Annotated in this window: 15 protein-coding genes; 4 read left to right on the top strand and 11 right to left on the bottom strand. The window is 56.9% G+C overall.

Annotation, left to right across the window (positions count from 1 at the left end; genetic code table 11):
- Positions 1-21 precede the first annotated feature (21 nt).
- From dnaB to queA, 9 genes are all read right to left on the bottom strand, one after another.
- Complete coding sequence (dnaB, locus tag JRJ26_07460) at positions 22-1,377, bottom strand: replicative DNA helicase (protein ID MBW2057319.1); 1,356 nt, start codon at positions 1,375-1,377, stop codon at positions 22-24.
- A gap of 140 nt (positions 1,378-1,517) precedes the next feature.
- Positions 1,518-1,961 (bottom strand): 50S ribosomal protein L9, encoded by a 444-nt coding sequence (locus JRJ26_07455; protein ID MBW2057318.1) that lies wholly within the window; start codon positions 1,959-1,961, stop codon positions 1,518-1,520.
- A gap of 35 nt (positions 1,962-1,996) precedes the next feature.
- Positions 1,997-2,956: a DUF2232 domain-containing protein gene (locus JRJ26_07450; protein ID MBW2057317.1), complete on the bottom strand. Its 960-nt coding sequence runs from the start codon at positions 2,954-2,956 to the stop codon at positions 1,997-1,999.
- A gap of 27 nt (positions 2,957-2,983) precedes the next feature.
- The gene (locus JRJ26_07445) at positions 2,984-3,238 is read right to left on the bottom strand and encodes a 30S ribosomal protein S18 (protein MBW2057316.1); all 255 of its coding nucleotides are present in this window, start codon (positions 3,236-3,238) and stop codon (positions 2,984-2,986) included.
- Positions 3,239-3,271: 33 nt separating this feature from the next.
- Positions 3,272-3,601: a single-stranded DNA-binding protein gene (gene ssb, locus JRJ26_07440; GenBank protein ID MBW2057315.1), complete on the bottom strand. Its 330-nt coding sequence runs from the start codon at positions 3,599-3,601 to the stop codon at positions 3,272-3,274.
- On the bottom strand, positions 3,598-4,092 hold the full coding sequence (locus tag JRJ26_07435; GenBank protein ID MBW2057314.1) for a 30S ribosomal protein S6: 495 nt from the start codon (positions 4,090-4,092) through the stop codon (positions 3,598-3,600). Before JRJ26_07435 ends, ssb begins: the two co-directional genes overlap by 4 nt.
- Positions 4,093-4,161: 69 nt before the next feature.
- On the bottom strand, positions 4,162-4,464 hold the full coding sequence (yajC, locus tag JRJ26_07430; protein MBW2057313.1) for a preprotein translocase subunit YajC: 303 nt from the start codon (positions 4,462-4,464) through the stop codon (positions 4,162-4,164).
- 250 nt (positions 4,465-4,714) lie between these two features.
- Positions 4,715-5,920: a tRNA guanosine(34) transglycosylase Tgt gene (gene tgt / locus JRJ26_07425; GenBank protein ID MBW2057312.1), complete on the bottom strand. Its 1,206-nt coding sequence runs from the start codon at positions 5,918-5,920 to the stop codon at positions 4,715-4,717.
- A gap of 46 nt (positions 5,921-5,966) precedes the next feature.
- Positions 5,967-7,013 (bottom strand): tRNA preQ1(34) S-adenosylmethionine ribosyltransferase-isomerase QueA, encoded by a 1,047-nt coding sequence (gene queA / locus JRJ26_07420; GenBank protein MBW2057311.1) that lies wholly within the window; start codon positions 7,011-7,013, stop codon positions 5,967-5,969.
- A 512-nt stretch (positions 7,014-7,525) separates the two neighbouring features.
- Here queA and JRJ26_07415 point away from each other — a divergent pair.
- Both JRJ26_07415 and JRJ26_07410 read left to right on the top strand, forming a co-directional pair.
- Entirely contained in the window at positions 7,526-8,563 is a 1,038-nt protein-coding gene (locus JRJ26_07415) for a phosphoribosylformylglycinamidine cyclo-ligase (GenBank protein MBW2057310.1), read from the top strand.
- A 388-nt stretch (positions 8,564-8,951) separates the two neighbouring features.
- Positions 8,952-9,143 carry a 50S ribosomal protein L28 gene (locus JRJ26_07410; protein ID MBW2057309.1) on the top strand — a complete coding sequence of 64 codons (192 nt, stop codon included), beginning with the start codon at positions 8,952-8,954 and terminating at the stop codon, positions 9,141-9,143.
- Between the two features lie 12 nt (positions 9,144-9,155).
- On the opposite strand, the gene JRJ26_07405 is transcribed toward JRJ26_07410, so the two are convergent.
- Positions 9,156-11,306 (bottom strand): bifunctional (p)ppGpp synthetase/guanosine-3',5'-bis(diphosphate) 3'-pyrophosphohydrolase, encoded by a 2,151-nt coding sequence (locus JRJ26_07405; protein MBW2057308.1) that lies wholly within the window; start codon positions 11,304-11,306, stop codon positions 9,156-9,158.
- Positions 11,307-11,648: 342 nt separating this feature from the next.
- Here JRJ26_07405 and JRJ26_07400 point away from each other — a divergent pair, with 342 nt between their 5' ends.
- Positions 11,649-12,353, top strand: coding sequence for a tRNA 2-thiocytidine(32) synthetase TtcA (locus JRJ26_07400; protein MBW2057307.1), 705 nt, complete (start codon positions 11,649-11,651; stop codon positions 12,351-12,353).
- A gap of 96 nt (positions 12,354-12,449) precedes the next feature.
- Positions 12,450-12,995, top strand: coding sequence for a cupin domain-containing protein (locus tag JRJ26_07395; protein ID MBW2057306.1), 546 nt, complete (start codon positions 12,450-12,452; stop codon positions 12,993-12,995).
- A 66-nt stretch (positions 12,996-13,061) separates the two neighbouring features.
- On the opposite strand, the gene JRJ26_07390 is transcribed toward JRJ26_07395, so the two are convergent.
- Complete coding sequence (locus tag JRJ26_07390; GenBank protein ID MBW2057305.1) at positions 13,062-13,928, bottom strand: PAC2 family protein; 867 nt, start codon at positions 13,926-13,928, stop codon at positions 13,062-13,064.
- Positions 13,929-14,186 lie beyond the last annotated feature (258 nt).

Below are 14,186 nucleotides of genomic sequence, written 5' to 3'. Positions count from 1 at the left end.
TCGCCGTCCCGTTGAGGCGGGCTACCGGGGACCCGGGTCGGCGATGTCCCCCCGATAGATATCCTTGAAGGTGGTGAACTCCTTGAGAAAGGTGAGTCTTATCGTACCCGTGGGGCCGTTTCGCTGCTTGCCGATGATGATCTCCGCCACCCCGGCGTTGGTTGGATCCTCCCGGTAGACCTCTTCCCTGTATACAAATAGAATAACATCAGCGTCCTGTTCGATGGCTCCGGATTCTCTGAGATCCGCCAGTTGTGGCCTCTGCCTCGGCCTCTCCTCGGTGCGGCGGCTGAGCTGGGAGATGGCGATGACCGGGATGGAGAGCTCCTTGGCCAGGGCCTTGAGGGATCTGGAGATCTCGGAGATCTCCTGTTCTCTTCTTTCGACCCTTCCCCTCCCCTTCATCAATTGGAGGTAGTCGACAATGACGAGGCCGAGGTTGGATTCCGCCTTAAGGCGTCTGGCCTTGGCCCGTAATTCCAGCACCGATATGGCCGCTGTGTCATCGATAAAGATAGGGGCATCGGCCAGGTTTCCGGCTGCCAGGGTTAACTTCGGCCAATCACTCTCCTTGAGGAAGCCGCTGCGGAGTTTCTGGGCCTCCACCATGGCCTCGGAGCAGAGCATTCGGAGGGCCAACTGCTCCTTGGACATCTCGAGGGAGAAGATGGCCACCGGGATTTCGGCCTCCAATGCCGCGTGCCTGGCTATATCGAGGCAGTAGGAGGTCTTTCCCATACTGGGGCGGCCCGCCACGATGACCAGATCGGATTTCTGAAACCCTGCCGTCATACGGTCGAGATCCCTGAAACCCGAGGGGACCCCAGTGATCAGTTCCTTTCTTTCAAAGAGTTTCTCTATGGTCTTGAAACTCTCCTTAATGACGTCCTTGATGGGGTAGAAAGAAGGCCTGACCTTGTGCTCGGAGATCCGGAATATGGCCTGCTCGGCCTCGTCGAGGAATGAGTCGATCTCGCCGCTGTCACTGTAACTGCGGGTGATGATCTGTGTGGCCGTATCGATAAGCCTCCTGAGGATGGATTTCTCCTTGACTATTCGTGCATAGTACTCGATATTGGCCGCCGTGGGAACCATGTCGATAAGTGAGGCGAGATAGGAAGCCCCCCCGACCTCGTCCAGGAGATTGTCGTCTTTGAGCTTGTTGGTAAGGGTGATCAGATCGGCGGGCTCGTTCTTCTCCGACAGGTCCACCAGTGCCTGGAATATCCTCTGGTGGGAGTCGCGGTAGAAGTCATCATGGCCGAGAATCTCCAGGACCCGGTTGAGGGCGCTGTTCTCTATGAGTATCCCACCGAGGATCGACTGTTCGGCCTCGATGTTCTGGGGGGGGATCTTGGGATGGATGGTTTCAGCCATGGAACCTCTCCGCGTCAAAGGGCCCCTTACACGAGCTCAATACCCCGCCATCTGGAGGACTACCGCGGCCGTCACACGCCGCAAACCCGAAGACCCCCCGTGTCTCCTCTGCCGTTTCGATTTGGAAGACCACCTCGATCTCACTCCTTCACAACCCAGACTTTGAGGCTGGCCGTGACTTGAGGGTTGAGCTTGACGGGGACGGTATAGATTCCCAGGCTCTTTATGGGTTCTTCCAAGAGGATGTTCTTGCGCCCGATGTTGAATCCGTTTTCCCGGAGGTTGTGCTCTATCTCCATCGATGTTACCGCCCCGAACAACTTGCCGCTCTCCCCCACGGGTTTCGCAATGGTACACGAGTAGTCTTCGAGGCGTTTGGCGAGTCTCTCCGCTTCCCTTATCGACTTGTCGAGACGGTCCTGAACGAGCCGCTTCTCGTGTTCCAGGGTCTTGAGTTTATTCGAGGTGGCTCGGATAGCCTTCTTCTTGGGCAGCAAGAAGTTTCGAGCATAGCCATCTGCGACTCTTACGATATCCCCCATGGTGCCCAGGGAAGGGATGTCCTCCAACAGAATAACCTCCATGTTTGTCTCCTTTCTTTCCCCATGGGGACGGCTGGTCATGGGGTTTTCTTGTAGGGGGTCAGCCGTGGTCTCACCTTTCGAAAATCGATCCAGATGTCAAAAAGCCCCAGACCTGCCACTACGACGGGCAGAAACTGGATGATCCCAATGAGGGCATAACCCAAAACGCGCAACCCAACCGGGACATTCCTCTTCTTGAAGAAGAAGGAGACGATTGCCAGTCCCTGGAGAAGGTAGATCGCCACCAGAAGGATCACCGCATTGATACCGACGGTTACGAGCAGCGAGACCTTTGTCATGATGAGAAAGCCGCCGAGAATGCCGCCCCAGATGAACCTGTCAGGACAGACCCAGCTTGAAAACTCGGGCCGCATCTTGACCCGGCCTTGTCCGGAGTCGATCCGGGCCGTGAGCCGCGTGAAGAGGGAGACGTTGACGATCCCCTCCAGCCAGATCGTCAGGATGATCAAGGCTGGGAAGACCCGCAGAACCAGTGCCACAAATCTCTCAGACCCTTCCCAGGTGGGCTGCCCCCCGGTCTCTTCAACAGGATAGAGCTGTCTCAGTGTCTCTCCTGTTTCGCGGATTTCCCCTCTTATCCAGTCCATGGTGTCCAGCGAAGTTGTCAGCCGGAAAAGGACCAGCAGTAGAGCCATACCGCCGACCACTGCAAGAGAGGTGTACAGGATTCCACGGTCCCAGGTGAGACCCCTCTTCACGAGAAAATAGTGGAGGAGGATTCCCAGGAGGCCGAACTCGGTGAAAAAGATCACCCCCACCAGCGGTGTCAAAAGGCCCGATAGGGCCAGACTTCCGATCAGAACCGCCAGCCCCCCTCCCTTCAGTCCCCAGAGGTGGCACAGAACCATCACAGGCAGAGGAGTGAGAATGCTGACGCCCATTCCCAGAAGGGGCACCCGGAGCGATATCAGGAAGATCAGAACAGATGCCGCCGTACCGAGCAGAAGATGGAGAAGGAAGCGTCTGTTTTCCATTTCCATCACCCCGTGCAGTAGGCTGGATTACCGGGCTACGGTGGTGAAGGGAAGAATAGCGATGTTTCTCGCCCTCTTGATAGCCGTGGTGATTTCCCGCTGATGACGAGCACAGTTTCCTGAGATTCGTCTCGGAACTATCTTCCCCCGTTCAGTAATGAAGTATCGGAGGATCTTGGGGTTCTTGTAATCGATGACGAGACTCTTGTCCGCGCAAAAACGACAGATTTTCCTCCTCCGAAAGATCCTTCTGCGATATCGGTCTCTGCTGGGTGCTGCCATCTGCTCCTCCTGTAGCTACGAGAGGCCCGGGGTTCAGGGCCTCTGGTCGTTCAAAGGGCATACCTTCTCGGCTATGATCTCCAATCTCTCTCTCTTCTGCCCTTCCATTGTCTTCCAAGTCCGAGTTTGGATTCTCCCTTCCACAAGAACACGGCAACCTTCGGAAAGAGGAATCTTTCCGCTTTTCGAGAGGCGGCCGAGAGCGACCACTTCCACCGTTTGGAGTCTCCGAGTCTCCCCTCCCCCTTGTTCGGATTCGAAGCGGAGAGCAAACCTGGTGACCTGAACGCCGCTTGGTGTATAGCGGGTGTCAGGGCCCTTTGCCAAATCACCTATGAGGATCACCTTGTTATAGAAGGTCAAGAACCGGTTTCCTCCCCGGTTGTCCTGTCGGGCTCATCTTTCCCTGACGCGCTCCCGGGTTCAGCCGTATCAGCAGTTTCGGGTTGCGGGCTTTCCGGCCGGGGTTCACCCTCCTGGCTGCTCTGCTGCGCCTCGATTTCAGGCTCAGCCCGTTCTTCAGGGGTTTTTTCTTCTTCTGGAGGGGCTTCCTGAGCCTTGTCCTTCTTCTCGTCGAGCCTCACCGTCTGGTACTTCAGGACCGCATCCATAAGGCGGAGGTTCCTCTCGAGCTCGGTCAGCACCTGAGGAGTACCCGTGAAGTGGAGGAGCACGAAAAAACCCCTCGACATCTTCTTGATCTCGTAGGCGAGTTTCTTCTTTCCCCACTCTTCGATCTTCAGCACCTCTCCCCGGAGACCCTGGATGATGTTCCTGGCCTTTTCGATGACCCCTTTTGTGTCCTCTTCACTGAGATCTGGGTTGATGATAAAGATGGTTTCGTACTTCCGCATCAGAAGACCTCCTCTCGGATCACAGTCCTAAAACTCTGTTTAGAACAAGGAGAACGGGTGGGAACTCGACTAGGATTTCGCCTCGGACCGGATTTTCCCGGCGATATGGCCTCTGGACACCTTGACTCGTACTTTCTCTGCAATCTCCAGGGTGAGGGTGGAGTCTGTCAGCCCGGTAATACGGCCATGGAGTCCCCCCTGGGTCATCACCATATCTCCCTTCTTCAAGCTGGCCAGGAGGGCCTTCTGCTCGTCTGCCCTCTTCTTTTGAGGTCTGAACAGGAGAAAATAGAAAATCAGAAACAGGGGGACGATCATGAACAGGATACTCATACCGCCTCCCTGAGCGCCTTGTCCACCTTGGGGCGCCATCGCGTAGACCGTTTCGATCAAAAAGATCACCTCCTCTTCTTTTTCTGCCAATGGCTAATGAAAACCAATCTTATCACAAATTTCTGCCTTTGGCCAGTCCTGGTAGGCGCGTTACTGCGGCTTGAGGAATCCTTACCTTCCAGGACGGCGCCGGGGAAGCGGCCCGGTATGCCCGGAACTGGGAATCCGGCTTCGTCCCTTTTGTGGAGCCCGGAGAAGGAATCGGGGGCCTCGACCCCCCCTCCCCCTGCTAAGGGGCCGGACTCTCCTGGTTCCACCCTCTGGTGGTCTCCGTGACAAACCGCTCCAGGTCCTGATTCAGGATGGCCTCCCTAATCTGCCCCATCAGTTCGGTATAGTAGAAGAGGTTGTGAATCGTATTCAGCCTGTATGAGAGGATCTCTCTCGCCACAAAAAGATGGCGGAGGTATGCCCGGGAGTAATTCCTGCAGGTATAGCACCGGCAGTCCTCGTCCGGAGGGCGGGGATCCCGGGCATACCTGGCGTTCTTGATGGGGATCGGTCCGAGCCTGCTGAAGAGCAGGCCGTTCCGTGCGTTCCTGGTGGGCAGGACGCAGTCGAACATGTCCACTCCCATCTGGACGGCCTTCAGAATGTCCGCGGGGGTTCCGACCCCCATGAGATACCGGGGTTTTTCCTCAGGGAGTCTCGTAGCAGTATGCCCGACGATCCGGAACATGGTCTCCTTGTCTTCTCCCACACTGAGCCCGCCGATGGCGTAGCCGTCGAAGTCGAGTGCAACCAGGTCAGCGGCACTCCGCTCCCTCAGATCGGGATACATACCCCCCTGGACGATGGCGAAAAGGGCCTGCCCGGGTGCAGTACCGGCCTCTCTGCACTCTCTCGCCCAATGGGACGTCAGTTCGAGGGATCCGAGGGTCTCCTCCCAGGTGGAGGGATAGGGGGTACACTCGTCGAGGCACATCATAATGTCGGAGCCGAGGGACCTCTGGATCTCAATCACGTCACTGGGGGACAGGAAGTGTCTCGAACCGTCGATATGGGACTGGAAGGTGACACCCTCCTGCCGGACGCTGACAAGCTGTCCGAGACTGAATATCTGGTATCCGCCGCTGTCGGTCAGTATGGGGCGGCTCCACTGCATGAAGCGGTGGAGCCCTCCGAGTTGCCTGATCGTCTGGTGGCCGGGTCTGAGATAGAGATGGTAGGCGTTGCCGAGTATGATCTCGGCCCCGAGATCGACGAGATCTTCGGGTGTAAGGGACTTGACAGTTGCCTGGGTCCCCACGGGCATGAAGACGGGAGTATGGACATCCCCGTGAGGTGTGGAGATCAATCCGGCCCGAGCTTCTGTGGTTCTATCTCTGGCACAGAGTGTGAATTTCAAGGCTCTCCCTTTTTGCCGTACGGGTGGCGAGACCAGGGTATGGAATCCTCTTTCCGGTAGATTGGCAGTTTCAAATGCCGGGGCCATGGGTTTCAAAACCTCAAAGACCCCCGATTCATGTGGCCGGTCGCCATCACACGATCATCATGGCGTCTCCGTAACTGTAGAACCGATACCCCCGGCTGATGGCTTCCCTGTAAGCCTTGAATACCAGGTCCCTGGTGGCGAAGGCAGAGACAAGCATGATCAAGGTCGATCCAGGGAGATGAAAATTCGTCAGCAGGACATCGACGACCCGGAAACGGAAGGGCGGATAGATGAAAAGATCCGTCTTTCCATGACCCGACCGTACACGGCCCCGGGTGTCGACCGACGATTCGATAGCCCTGGTGGTGCTGGTACCCACGGCGACGACCCTCCCCCCCTCGGCTTTCACCCGGTTTATGGCCTCCGCCGTCTCCGGGGGGATATGGAAGGTCTCTTCGTGCATCCGGTGTTCCTCGATCCTGGGGGTTCGCACGGGCCGAAAGGTCCCGATGCCGATGTGAAGGGTCAGGGAAAGGATGGAAACCCCCAGCCTCTCTATCTCAGATACCAGAGAGGGTGTGAAATGGAGGCCGGCAGTGGGTGCGGCGATGGCTCCCTCTTGTTCGGCAAAAATGGTCTGGTACCGCTCCCTGTCCTCCTCGGAGTCCGGTTCTCCGCTTCTCTTGATGTAGGGAGGGAGAGGCACGTGTCCGGTCGCCTCGAGGGTCTCCGAGAAGTCTCCTCTGGAACGCAACCTCACGGTCCAGACACCACCACCTGAGGCCAGAACCTCGCCCGTAAGACCCGGGTGGAAGCGTATGACCGTTCCCCGAGGGCTTTTCTTGGAGCTTCTTACCAGGCACTCCCAGACCTCTTCCTTGGAGGAGACGGCTTTGATCCGTTTGGTGAGGAGAACCTCCGCCTTTCCTCCGGTCTCTTTCTCCCCTGACAGCCTGGCTTTGATCACCTTGGTGTTGTTGACGAGAATCAGATCGCCGGGGAGGAGATTCTCCACGATTTGATAGAAGAGGCTGTGTTTGATCCGGCCGCTCCGTCGATCCAGAATCATGAGCCGCGATTGGTCTCTCTGCTCAGAGGGATGCTGGGCAATCAGTCGGCGCGGAAGGTCGTAGTGAAAATCACGTAGATCCACAGGACTCGGTCTTCTTCCTGTCCAGCCGGAGACCCGCCGGTCGCGCCCTCCAAGCCACCCGGTATCATCTTGCGTGGAAGGTTCGGACACCTCGGGCCCGGGCCTGCGGCGGTTTCCGGCGATTCGAGGGATTTGAGACATAAAACTACCAGAGACACAAAAGATTCGCAAGCACAAGTGCCTGGAATTCTACATGAAGTCTTGCCGGCTGGGGAGTCGAACCCGGACCCTGTCAGGGCTGTCCGTGAAGCGCTCCGAATCTCGAGGTCTTCCGGCCCCCTCACCCCTGACGGGTATCCCACCGCTTCCGCAATGCCGCTCGGGAAAGATGGTGTTCCCTGCGAGTGGGCAGATCCCTAACACCGTTTTCACTTCCTGGGTTCAGTTCAAATTTCGTTTCAGGTGATGAGAAAGCACCGAAAGCCAAGGGTCAGGAAGCGCGGGCTTTGACGGCCTTGAATAATCCATACCTTTCGGTTAGATTTGGGGACGTTCTCGAAGGCCTTGCTGCTATGGGAAAGACGATCAGCTACAGGGAAGCGGGAGTCGACATCGAGGCCGGGGATGCCTTCGTGCGCCGGATAAAGGGCCTGGTGGAATCGACCTTTCGCAGGGATGTCCGCGGGGAATTCGGCGGCTTTTCTGGAGCCGTCTCGATCCCTTTCGGAGGAGAGAGACGGGGTCTGCTCGTCGCCTCGACCGACGGTGTTGGCACGAAGCTGAAGCTTGCCTTCAAGATGGATCGCCATGATACGGTCGGTATCGATTTGGTGGCCATGTGTGTCAATGACATTGTGGTGACCGGAGCAAGGCCTCTCTTCTTTCTCGATTACCTCGCCATGGGCAGACTCGATTCCGACACGGCTTTTGAGATCGTCCAGGGAGTGGCCAAGGGCTGCCTGCAGGCCGAATGTTCCCTGATTGGAGGCGAGACTGCCGAGATGCCCGGTTTCTACAAGACTGGAGAGTACGACCTGGCAGGATTTGCCGTCGGGCTGGTCGAAGAGGAGAAGGCCGTGGACCCCAGCGAAGTGAGGCCCGGGGATCGCATAGTCGGCGTGGCTTCCGACGGCCTCCACAGCAACGGCTTCTCCCTGGTAAGGCGGGTTGTCTTCGACGTTCTCAAACTAGGTCTCGACGAGTGGATAGAGGAGTTGAGTTCCCCCCTGGGTGAAGAGCTCCTGAAACCCACGCGGATCTATGTGAGGCCGGTCCTGAGTTGCATAGAGGAGTTTTCCATTTCGGCAGTGGCCCATGTCACCGGCGGTGGAATACCGGGGAATCTCTCGAGGGTTCTCCCCGGCGGTTGCCGGGCCGTTATCGAAAAAGGGAGTTGGGAGATCCCTGCGATTTTCCGTTTCCTGGAACAAGAGGGCGGCATCCCTGAAGAAGAGATGTGGAGGACCTTCAACAACGGTGTGGGGATGGTCCTTGTGGTCAGGCCCGGCGAGGCGGATGACCTCCTGGCAAAGGGACATGAGATGGGTGAGAGGTTCTTCCCCATAGGAGAGGTTGTCCGGGGTGAAGGGCCCAAGGTGGAGATACTCTAAATCCAGGCTTGGATGTGTCTTGGCCGAGAGAAGCTTTCGCTTGGAGCTTTCTCACCTCGACAGGAGACCCCTGTCTTCTCGTTCCCGAGGTCACGCGGTGACCCTTATAGGATGGGGTTGGCGGGGGGAGAATCCCTGCCCGGCCCGAGGGACGGGACTCTCCCGTCCCCTTGTGCTCGGCTCAGGGCGGTGCCTACTCACCCGCATCGGTCCCCCTCCTGCTTCCGCTATGTCGTCCGGGGATAAGGGTCTTCTCCGGAAGTCAGGAAAAATCCGGACCACCGGGAGTTGAAAGAGGTATCGATTTTTGATATTCTATGGTTCCAAGTCGGTCCCTTTTTCGGGCCGGCGGGTTACGGCCGTTGAACCAGGAGAAAAGGGATCTGCAATGTCGAGAGTGTGCGAAATCTGCAAGAAAGGCCCGGCCAGGGGAAACAACGTCAGCCACGCCAACAATAGAACCAAGAGGATCTGGTATCCGAATCTCCAGAAGGTGAGGACCCTGAAGGACGGAAGAGTCGTCAGGATGCGGGTCTGCACCCGGTGTATCCGGTCCGGTCTTGTGACAAAGGCTCCGTGAGCTACCCTCGCCTCAGACCTTCAACCTCTTTACCTGTAATACACCCTTTATTTTTTCGAGAGACCTGGTCACCCGCTGGAGGTGCCTGAGATCCCGGATTTCGATCTGGAAGGTGCTGACCGCGCGGTCCTGCTCCGTGGTGGTGACGTGGGCATTGACGATGTTTACCTGATTGGAGGAGAGGGACCCGCTGATGTCGGCCAAAAGCCCCTTCCTATTCGACGAGAGTATGCGAATTCTCACGGGATGGGTGTAATCCTTGTCGAGGTCCCATTCTACCTCGATCCTCCTCTCCGCATCGAGATTGAGAACGTTGCCGCAGTCCGCGGTGTGAATAGTTACACCCCGGCCGCGGGTTATGTAGCCGACCACCCTGTCACCTGGCACCGGGTTGCAGCATCCCGCGAATCTGACCATCACCCCTTCGATCCCCTTCACGACGATGGCGTCGTGGGGTTTCTTTGTGATCCGTTTGAGGAGACGGGCCAGGCGGGTTTCCTCCCTGATTTTTTCCTTTTCTAGGTTCTTGGAGGGAACCAGGCGCCCGATGATCTGGTTGGGAGAGATCTTGCCGTAGCCTACCGCTGCCATGAGATCTTCGGCTTCATGGAAGCTGAACTCATTGGCCACTCTGGTCATTTCCCCGGATTTGAGGAGTTTGCCGAGATTGAGATCGTGCCTCCTGAAGTCCTTTTCACAGAGAGCCTTACCCAGAGCGACACTCCGTTCCCTTTCCTCTGCCATGATCCACTGCCGGATCTTGGCCTTGGCCCGCGAGGTCTTGACGAATTTGAGCCAGTCCTTGCTGGGAAAATGTGTAGCAGAGGTGAGAATCTCCACCTTGTCACCGCTCTGGAGCTGATAGGTGAGGGGGACGATCCGGTTGTTGACCTTCGCCCCGATGCATTGGTGTCCCACGTCGGTGTGGATGCTGTATGCGAAGTCGACCGGCGTGGCGCCTCTTGGAAACTCCTTCACCTCGCCCTTTGGCGTGAACACATACACGTCGTTCGGGTAGAGGTCGACCTTGATGGTTTCCAGGAACTGCCTGCTGTCCTTGAGATCCTTCTGCCATTCGAGGAGCTGCCTGAGCCATCGGAACTGCTTCTCTTCTTCCTCCTGAACGACTCTGCCTTCTTTGTACTTCCAGTGGGCTGCGATTCCGTCCTCGGCAACCCGGTGCATATCGCGGGTCCGGATCTGGATCTCTATCCTCTCCCCGTAATGTCCGATGACCGTGGTATGGAGGGACTGGTACATGTTGACCTTGGGCAGGTTGATATAGTCCTTGAACTTGCCTGGGACCGGCGTCCACATGGAGTGGATAATCCCCAGGGCCTCGTAACACTGCTTGTAGGAATCCACGATGATCCTGAAACCTATGAGATCATAGACCTGTTCGAAGTCGAGATTCTGGGTCTGCATCTTCTTGTATATGCTGTAGATCCGCTTCGGCCTGCCGGTGACCTCGGCTCTGAGTCCGTACTCGTAGAGCTTCTTTGTGATGATCCTGACCACCTCTTCGACGTATCTCTGGCGCTCCCGGTCCTTCTTGGCGAGTCTCTTCTGGATGTCCCGGTAGATGTCTGGATGGAGGTACTGGAAAGCGAGATCCTCCAGCTCGGAGTTTATCGACTCTATTCCCAGGCGATGGGCCATGGGGGCGTAAATATCGAGAGTCTCCTCTGCGATCTGCCTCTGTTTCTCCGGAGAATGGAAATTGAGGGTCCTCATATTGTGAAGCCGGTCAGCGAGCTTTATCAGGATAACCCGGATATCCTTCACCATGGCCAGGATCATCTTGCGGAAATTCTCGGCCTGGTCTTCTTCCGAGGAGGCCATGGTGATGCGGCTAATCTTGGTTACCCCGTCGACCAGGAATGCGATCTCCTGGCCGAAGTTTTTTTCGATCTCCTCGAGGGTCGTGTAGGTGTCCTCCACCGTGTCATGGAGGAGACCCGTGATCACCGTGGGTGTGTCGAGTTTGAGTTGTGCGAGGATGGCGGCCACTTCCAGGGGATGGACGAGGTAGGGCTCGCCTGAAAGGCGGATCTGCCCCATGTGGACTTTGGCCGAAAAGACGTAGGCCTTTTTGATCAGGTCCAGATCCGCCTGGGGGTTGTACTTGAACACGAGATCCAGGACATCGTCGATCCGGATCACTGTTCTTGTGCGTAAGTTGCCGTAAGCTAAGGAAATTTTAGGTCTCACCACCTTTAATATATATGGGAATCCTGGGAAAAGCAAGTAGTCCCAAGGGCGGGCCGCACACGGCCCCTCCATAGGATCAAGGGGTTGATTTTTTCCCTTGGGAATGCTAAAGGAAGGTCTGTCTCTCGTTGTTTCTGCCTCTGCGGCATTCTGAGCTTCTCCCGGACTGGACCGTTCTCCTGGCCGGGGTCGGCCAAGAAACTGTGGTTTCCTGGAATGGACCTTCAAGGAGGTCCAGACCATGAGGATGGATCCGAGATGGGAACGGGGCTAGACAAGAGCCTGCCGTTGATCATGCCGTCACTGAGGCGGTCCGTTGGAAAGGCGATCCACCAGTATCACATGATCGAGAGCGGGGATCGCATTGCCGTCGGCGTTTCCGGCGGAAAGGACAGTCTCTTCCTCTTGAGGCTGCTTTCCCTGCGGCGGCGGTGGGTCCCTATCGACTATGAGGTGGTGGCCATACACATCGATCTGGGGTTCGACAGCACGGGAGAGAGGCTCGAGCCCTACCTTCGCCTGCAAGGGATACCCTACCACATCGAGAAGACCGAGATCGGGCTTGTCGCTCACAGCGAGGCCAACCGGGAGAACCCCTGTTTTCTCTGTGCGAGGCTGAGGCGGAAGCGGCTCTTCGAACTCGCCGACGCCATGGGATGTGCAAAGATCGCTCTTGCTCATCACAGAGACGATATTGTCGAAACCCTTCTCATCAACATGTTCTACGGCGGGGAGATCGGGACCATGGTTCCCCACCAGCGGTTGTTTCAAGGACGACTTTCCATCATCCGTCCTCTGGCTCTGACCGAGGAGGACGCTATACGGAGATACACCGAGGCCCACGGGTTCCCGGTGATCGGCAGTGGTTGTCCTACAGCCGGGAACTCGAGACGGAGCCGTGTCAAGAGTCTCCTGGCCGAGCTTGCCCGCAAGGACAAGAGGATCAAGGGAAATATCTTCCGGTCCATGGGTAATATCCGGAAAGAATATCTTCCCTGAAGGAGATGGCCGAGAGAACCGGGAAGATCCAACGGGTGGTTTCTTTTTTTCACCCTAGAGTTGAAACGTTCTGTTTTGTTCTGACGGAGGAAGGCGATGGCTGAAATCTCTGAGAAACTGAGGGCCCTCCGGAAATCGAGGAAGATGACCCTCAAAGAGGTGGCCGACGGGGCGGGTTGCACCAGTGCTTATATTTCTCAGCTCGAGAAGGGTCGTGCCAATCCCTCCATTGCCACTCTCAAGAGGATCGCCTCGGTTTTCGACGTCAGAATCGTAGACCTCTTCCTGGAAGACGACGGGGAAGACGAGGTGTTGCTCAGGAAGGACAGTCGGATGGCCATGGGATTCGATACCGGTTGTGCGGTTATCGAATCACTTGTGAAGACCCCGGAAAACAAGCGGATGCAGGCTTTCTACAATCGGATAAGGCCCGGTGGAGGATCCCGCGGGGAATATACGCACGAGGGAGAGGAGTTTGGCATAGTCCTTGCTGGAGAGCTCGAGCTCACGGTAGGCGACAGGGTCTACCACGTCAAAGAAGGTGACAGCTTCTATTTCCCGTCGACCAAGTCTCACGGCTTTCACAACAGGGGCGAGGCCGATACGATCGTTATCTGGGTCACCAGTCCGCCCTGTTTCTGAAGGAAACCTGGGCCTTGCCCGGTATCCCTTCCCCTCGACAGTGCTGCTTTGAAGCAAAGGGTTTCCTCACGGCTTGTCTCCTCTGTCGTCCCTCGTAATGACGGCCTCTACGATGACCTGATCAGAAGGCCTCGCCCCCTCCGTAGCCTTGGCGTAAGTCGATTCGAGCTGCTTGATATAGGACTGGAGTTCTGGTTTCTTGTCCACGGCTCGCTGGATCTGCTGTTCCGCGAGGAGGGCATCTTCTCTCAGCATATCGAGATCGATTTCAAAGGGGACAAGACAGGATAGGAGCTCGAGGATGCGGAGGCTGTCCGTGGGAGACCTCATCTGGAGGTAGTGGGGGACGCGGCCCCAGAGCATGAAAGAATCGATACCCTTGACCTCTGCTGACCTGTGGAGGACCGACACGTGACCACCGGGACCCGCGTAGTCTATAAGATCGACGCCGTGCCGGATGAGTTCTTCGAGGAGGCGGGTGTTGCTTGCAACGACTGAAACCTTCCTGGCGACCGTATGGGGGACCTGGTCGTAGAGGCCGCCGATTGTGACGAGCCTCTCCACCCTGAACTGACCTGCCAGCCTGAGGACGAGGTTGGTGAAAGCCTTCCATCGGAGATGGGGTTCGTGGCCGAGAAAGAGAATGATATCCGAAAAAGGGGGAGTGTTTTTCCAATAGAAAAACTCGTTTTTCGGGAAATCGATCCGGCGAATGATCCCGCTTTCGACGACCACCGTGGGCCTGGAATCGCCGAACTGATAGAATCCGTCAGAGCGGATCTCGGCGAACCTCCGGGCTCTGAGATTCTCCCTGAGAAACGTGACCGAACCCGAGGAGACCTCCCCGGCATCGATCCAACCCTTGTAACCCCCTATCAACCAGGGACGGAACAGGTTCGGTCTTTCGTACACCACGAGCTCGCCTGATGTCATCTCCTGTCTCTTCCTTTCCTCTCTCTATGACTCTATAAGGCTTTCCACAACCTAGCAGGCTGGTCCTGGTCTGTCAAGGGGAGGAATCTGTGGAGTTTCCTGACTTTTGGAGAACGCCCTTGCCTCCGAGCGACATTGCGGAAACGGTGGGGTACCCATCAAGGGTGAGCGGGAAGGGGAAAGCCCCGCCTTTAGAGCGGGGAAGGGGCAGGAATTCCCCACCCGCGAACCTTGATAGGGTCACCGCGTGAGCTCAGG

It is taken from the genome of Deltaproteobacteria bacterium (assembly GCA_019308905.1).
In the GTDB taxonomy this organism is placed as follows: Bacteria; Desulfobacterota; BSN033; order WVXP01; family WVXP01; genus JAFDHF01.
Note: the sequence above shows the minus strand (reverse complement) of the source record. Positions and strands in the feature narration are given on the sequence as shown.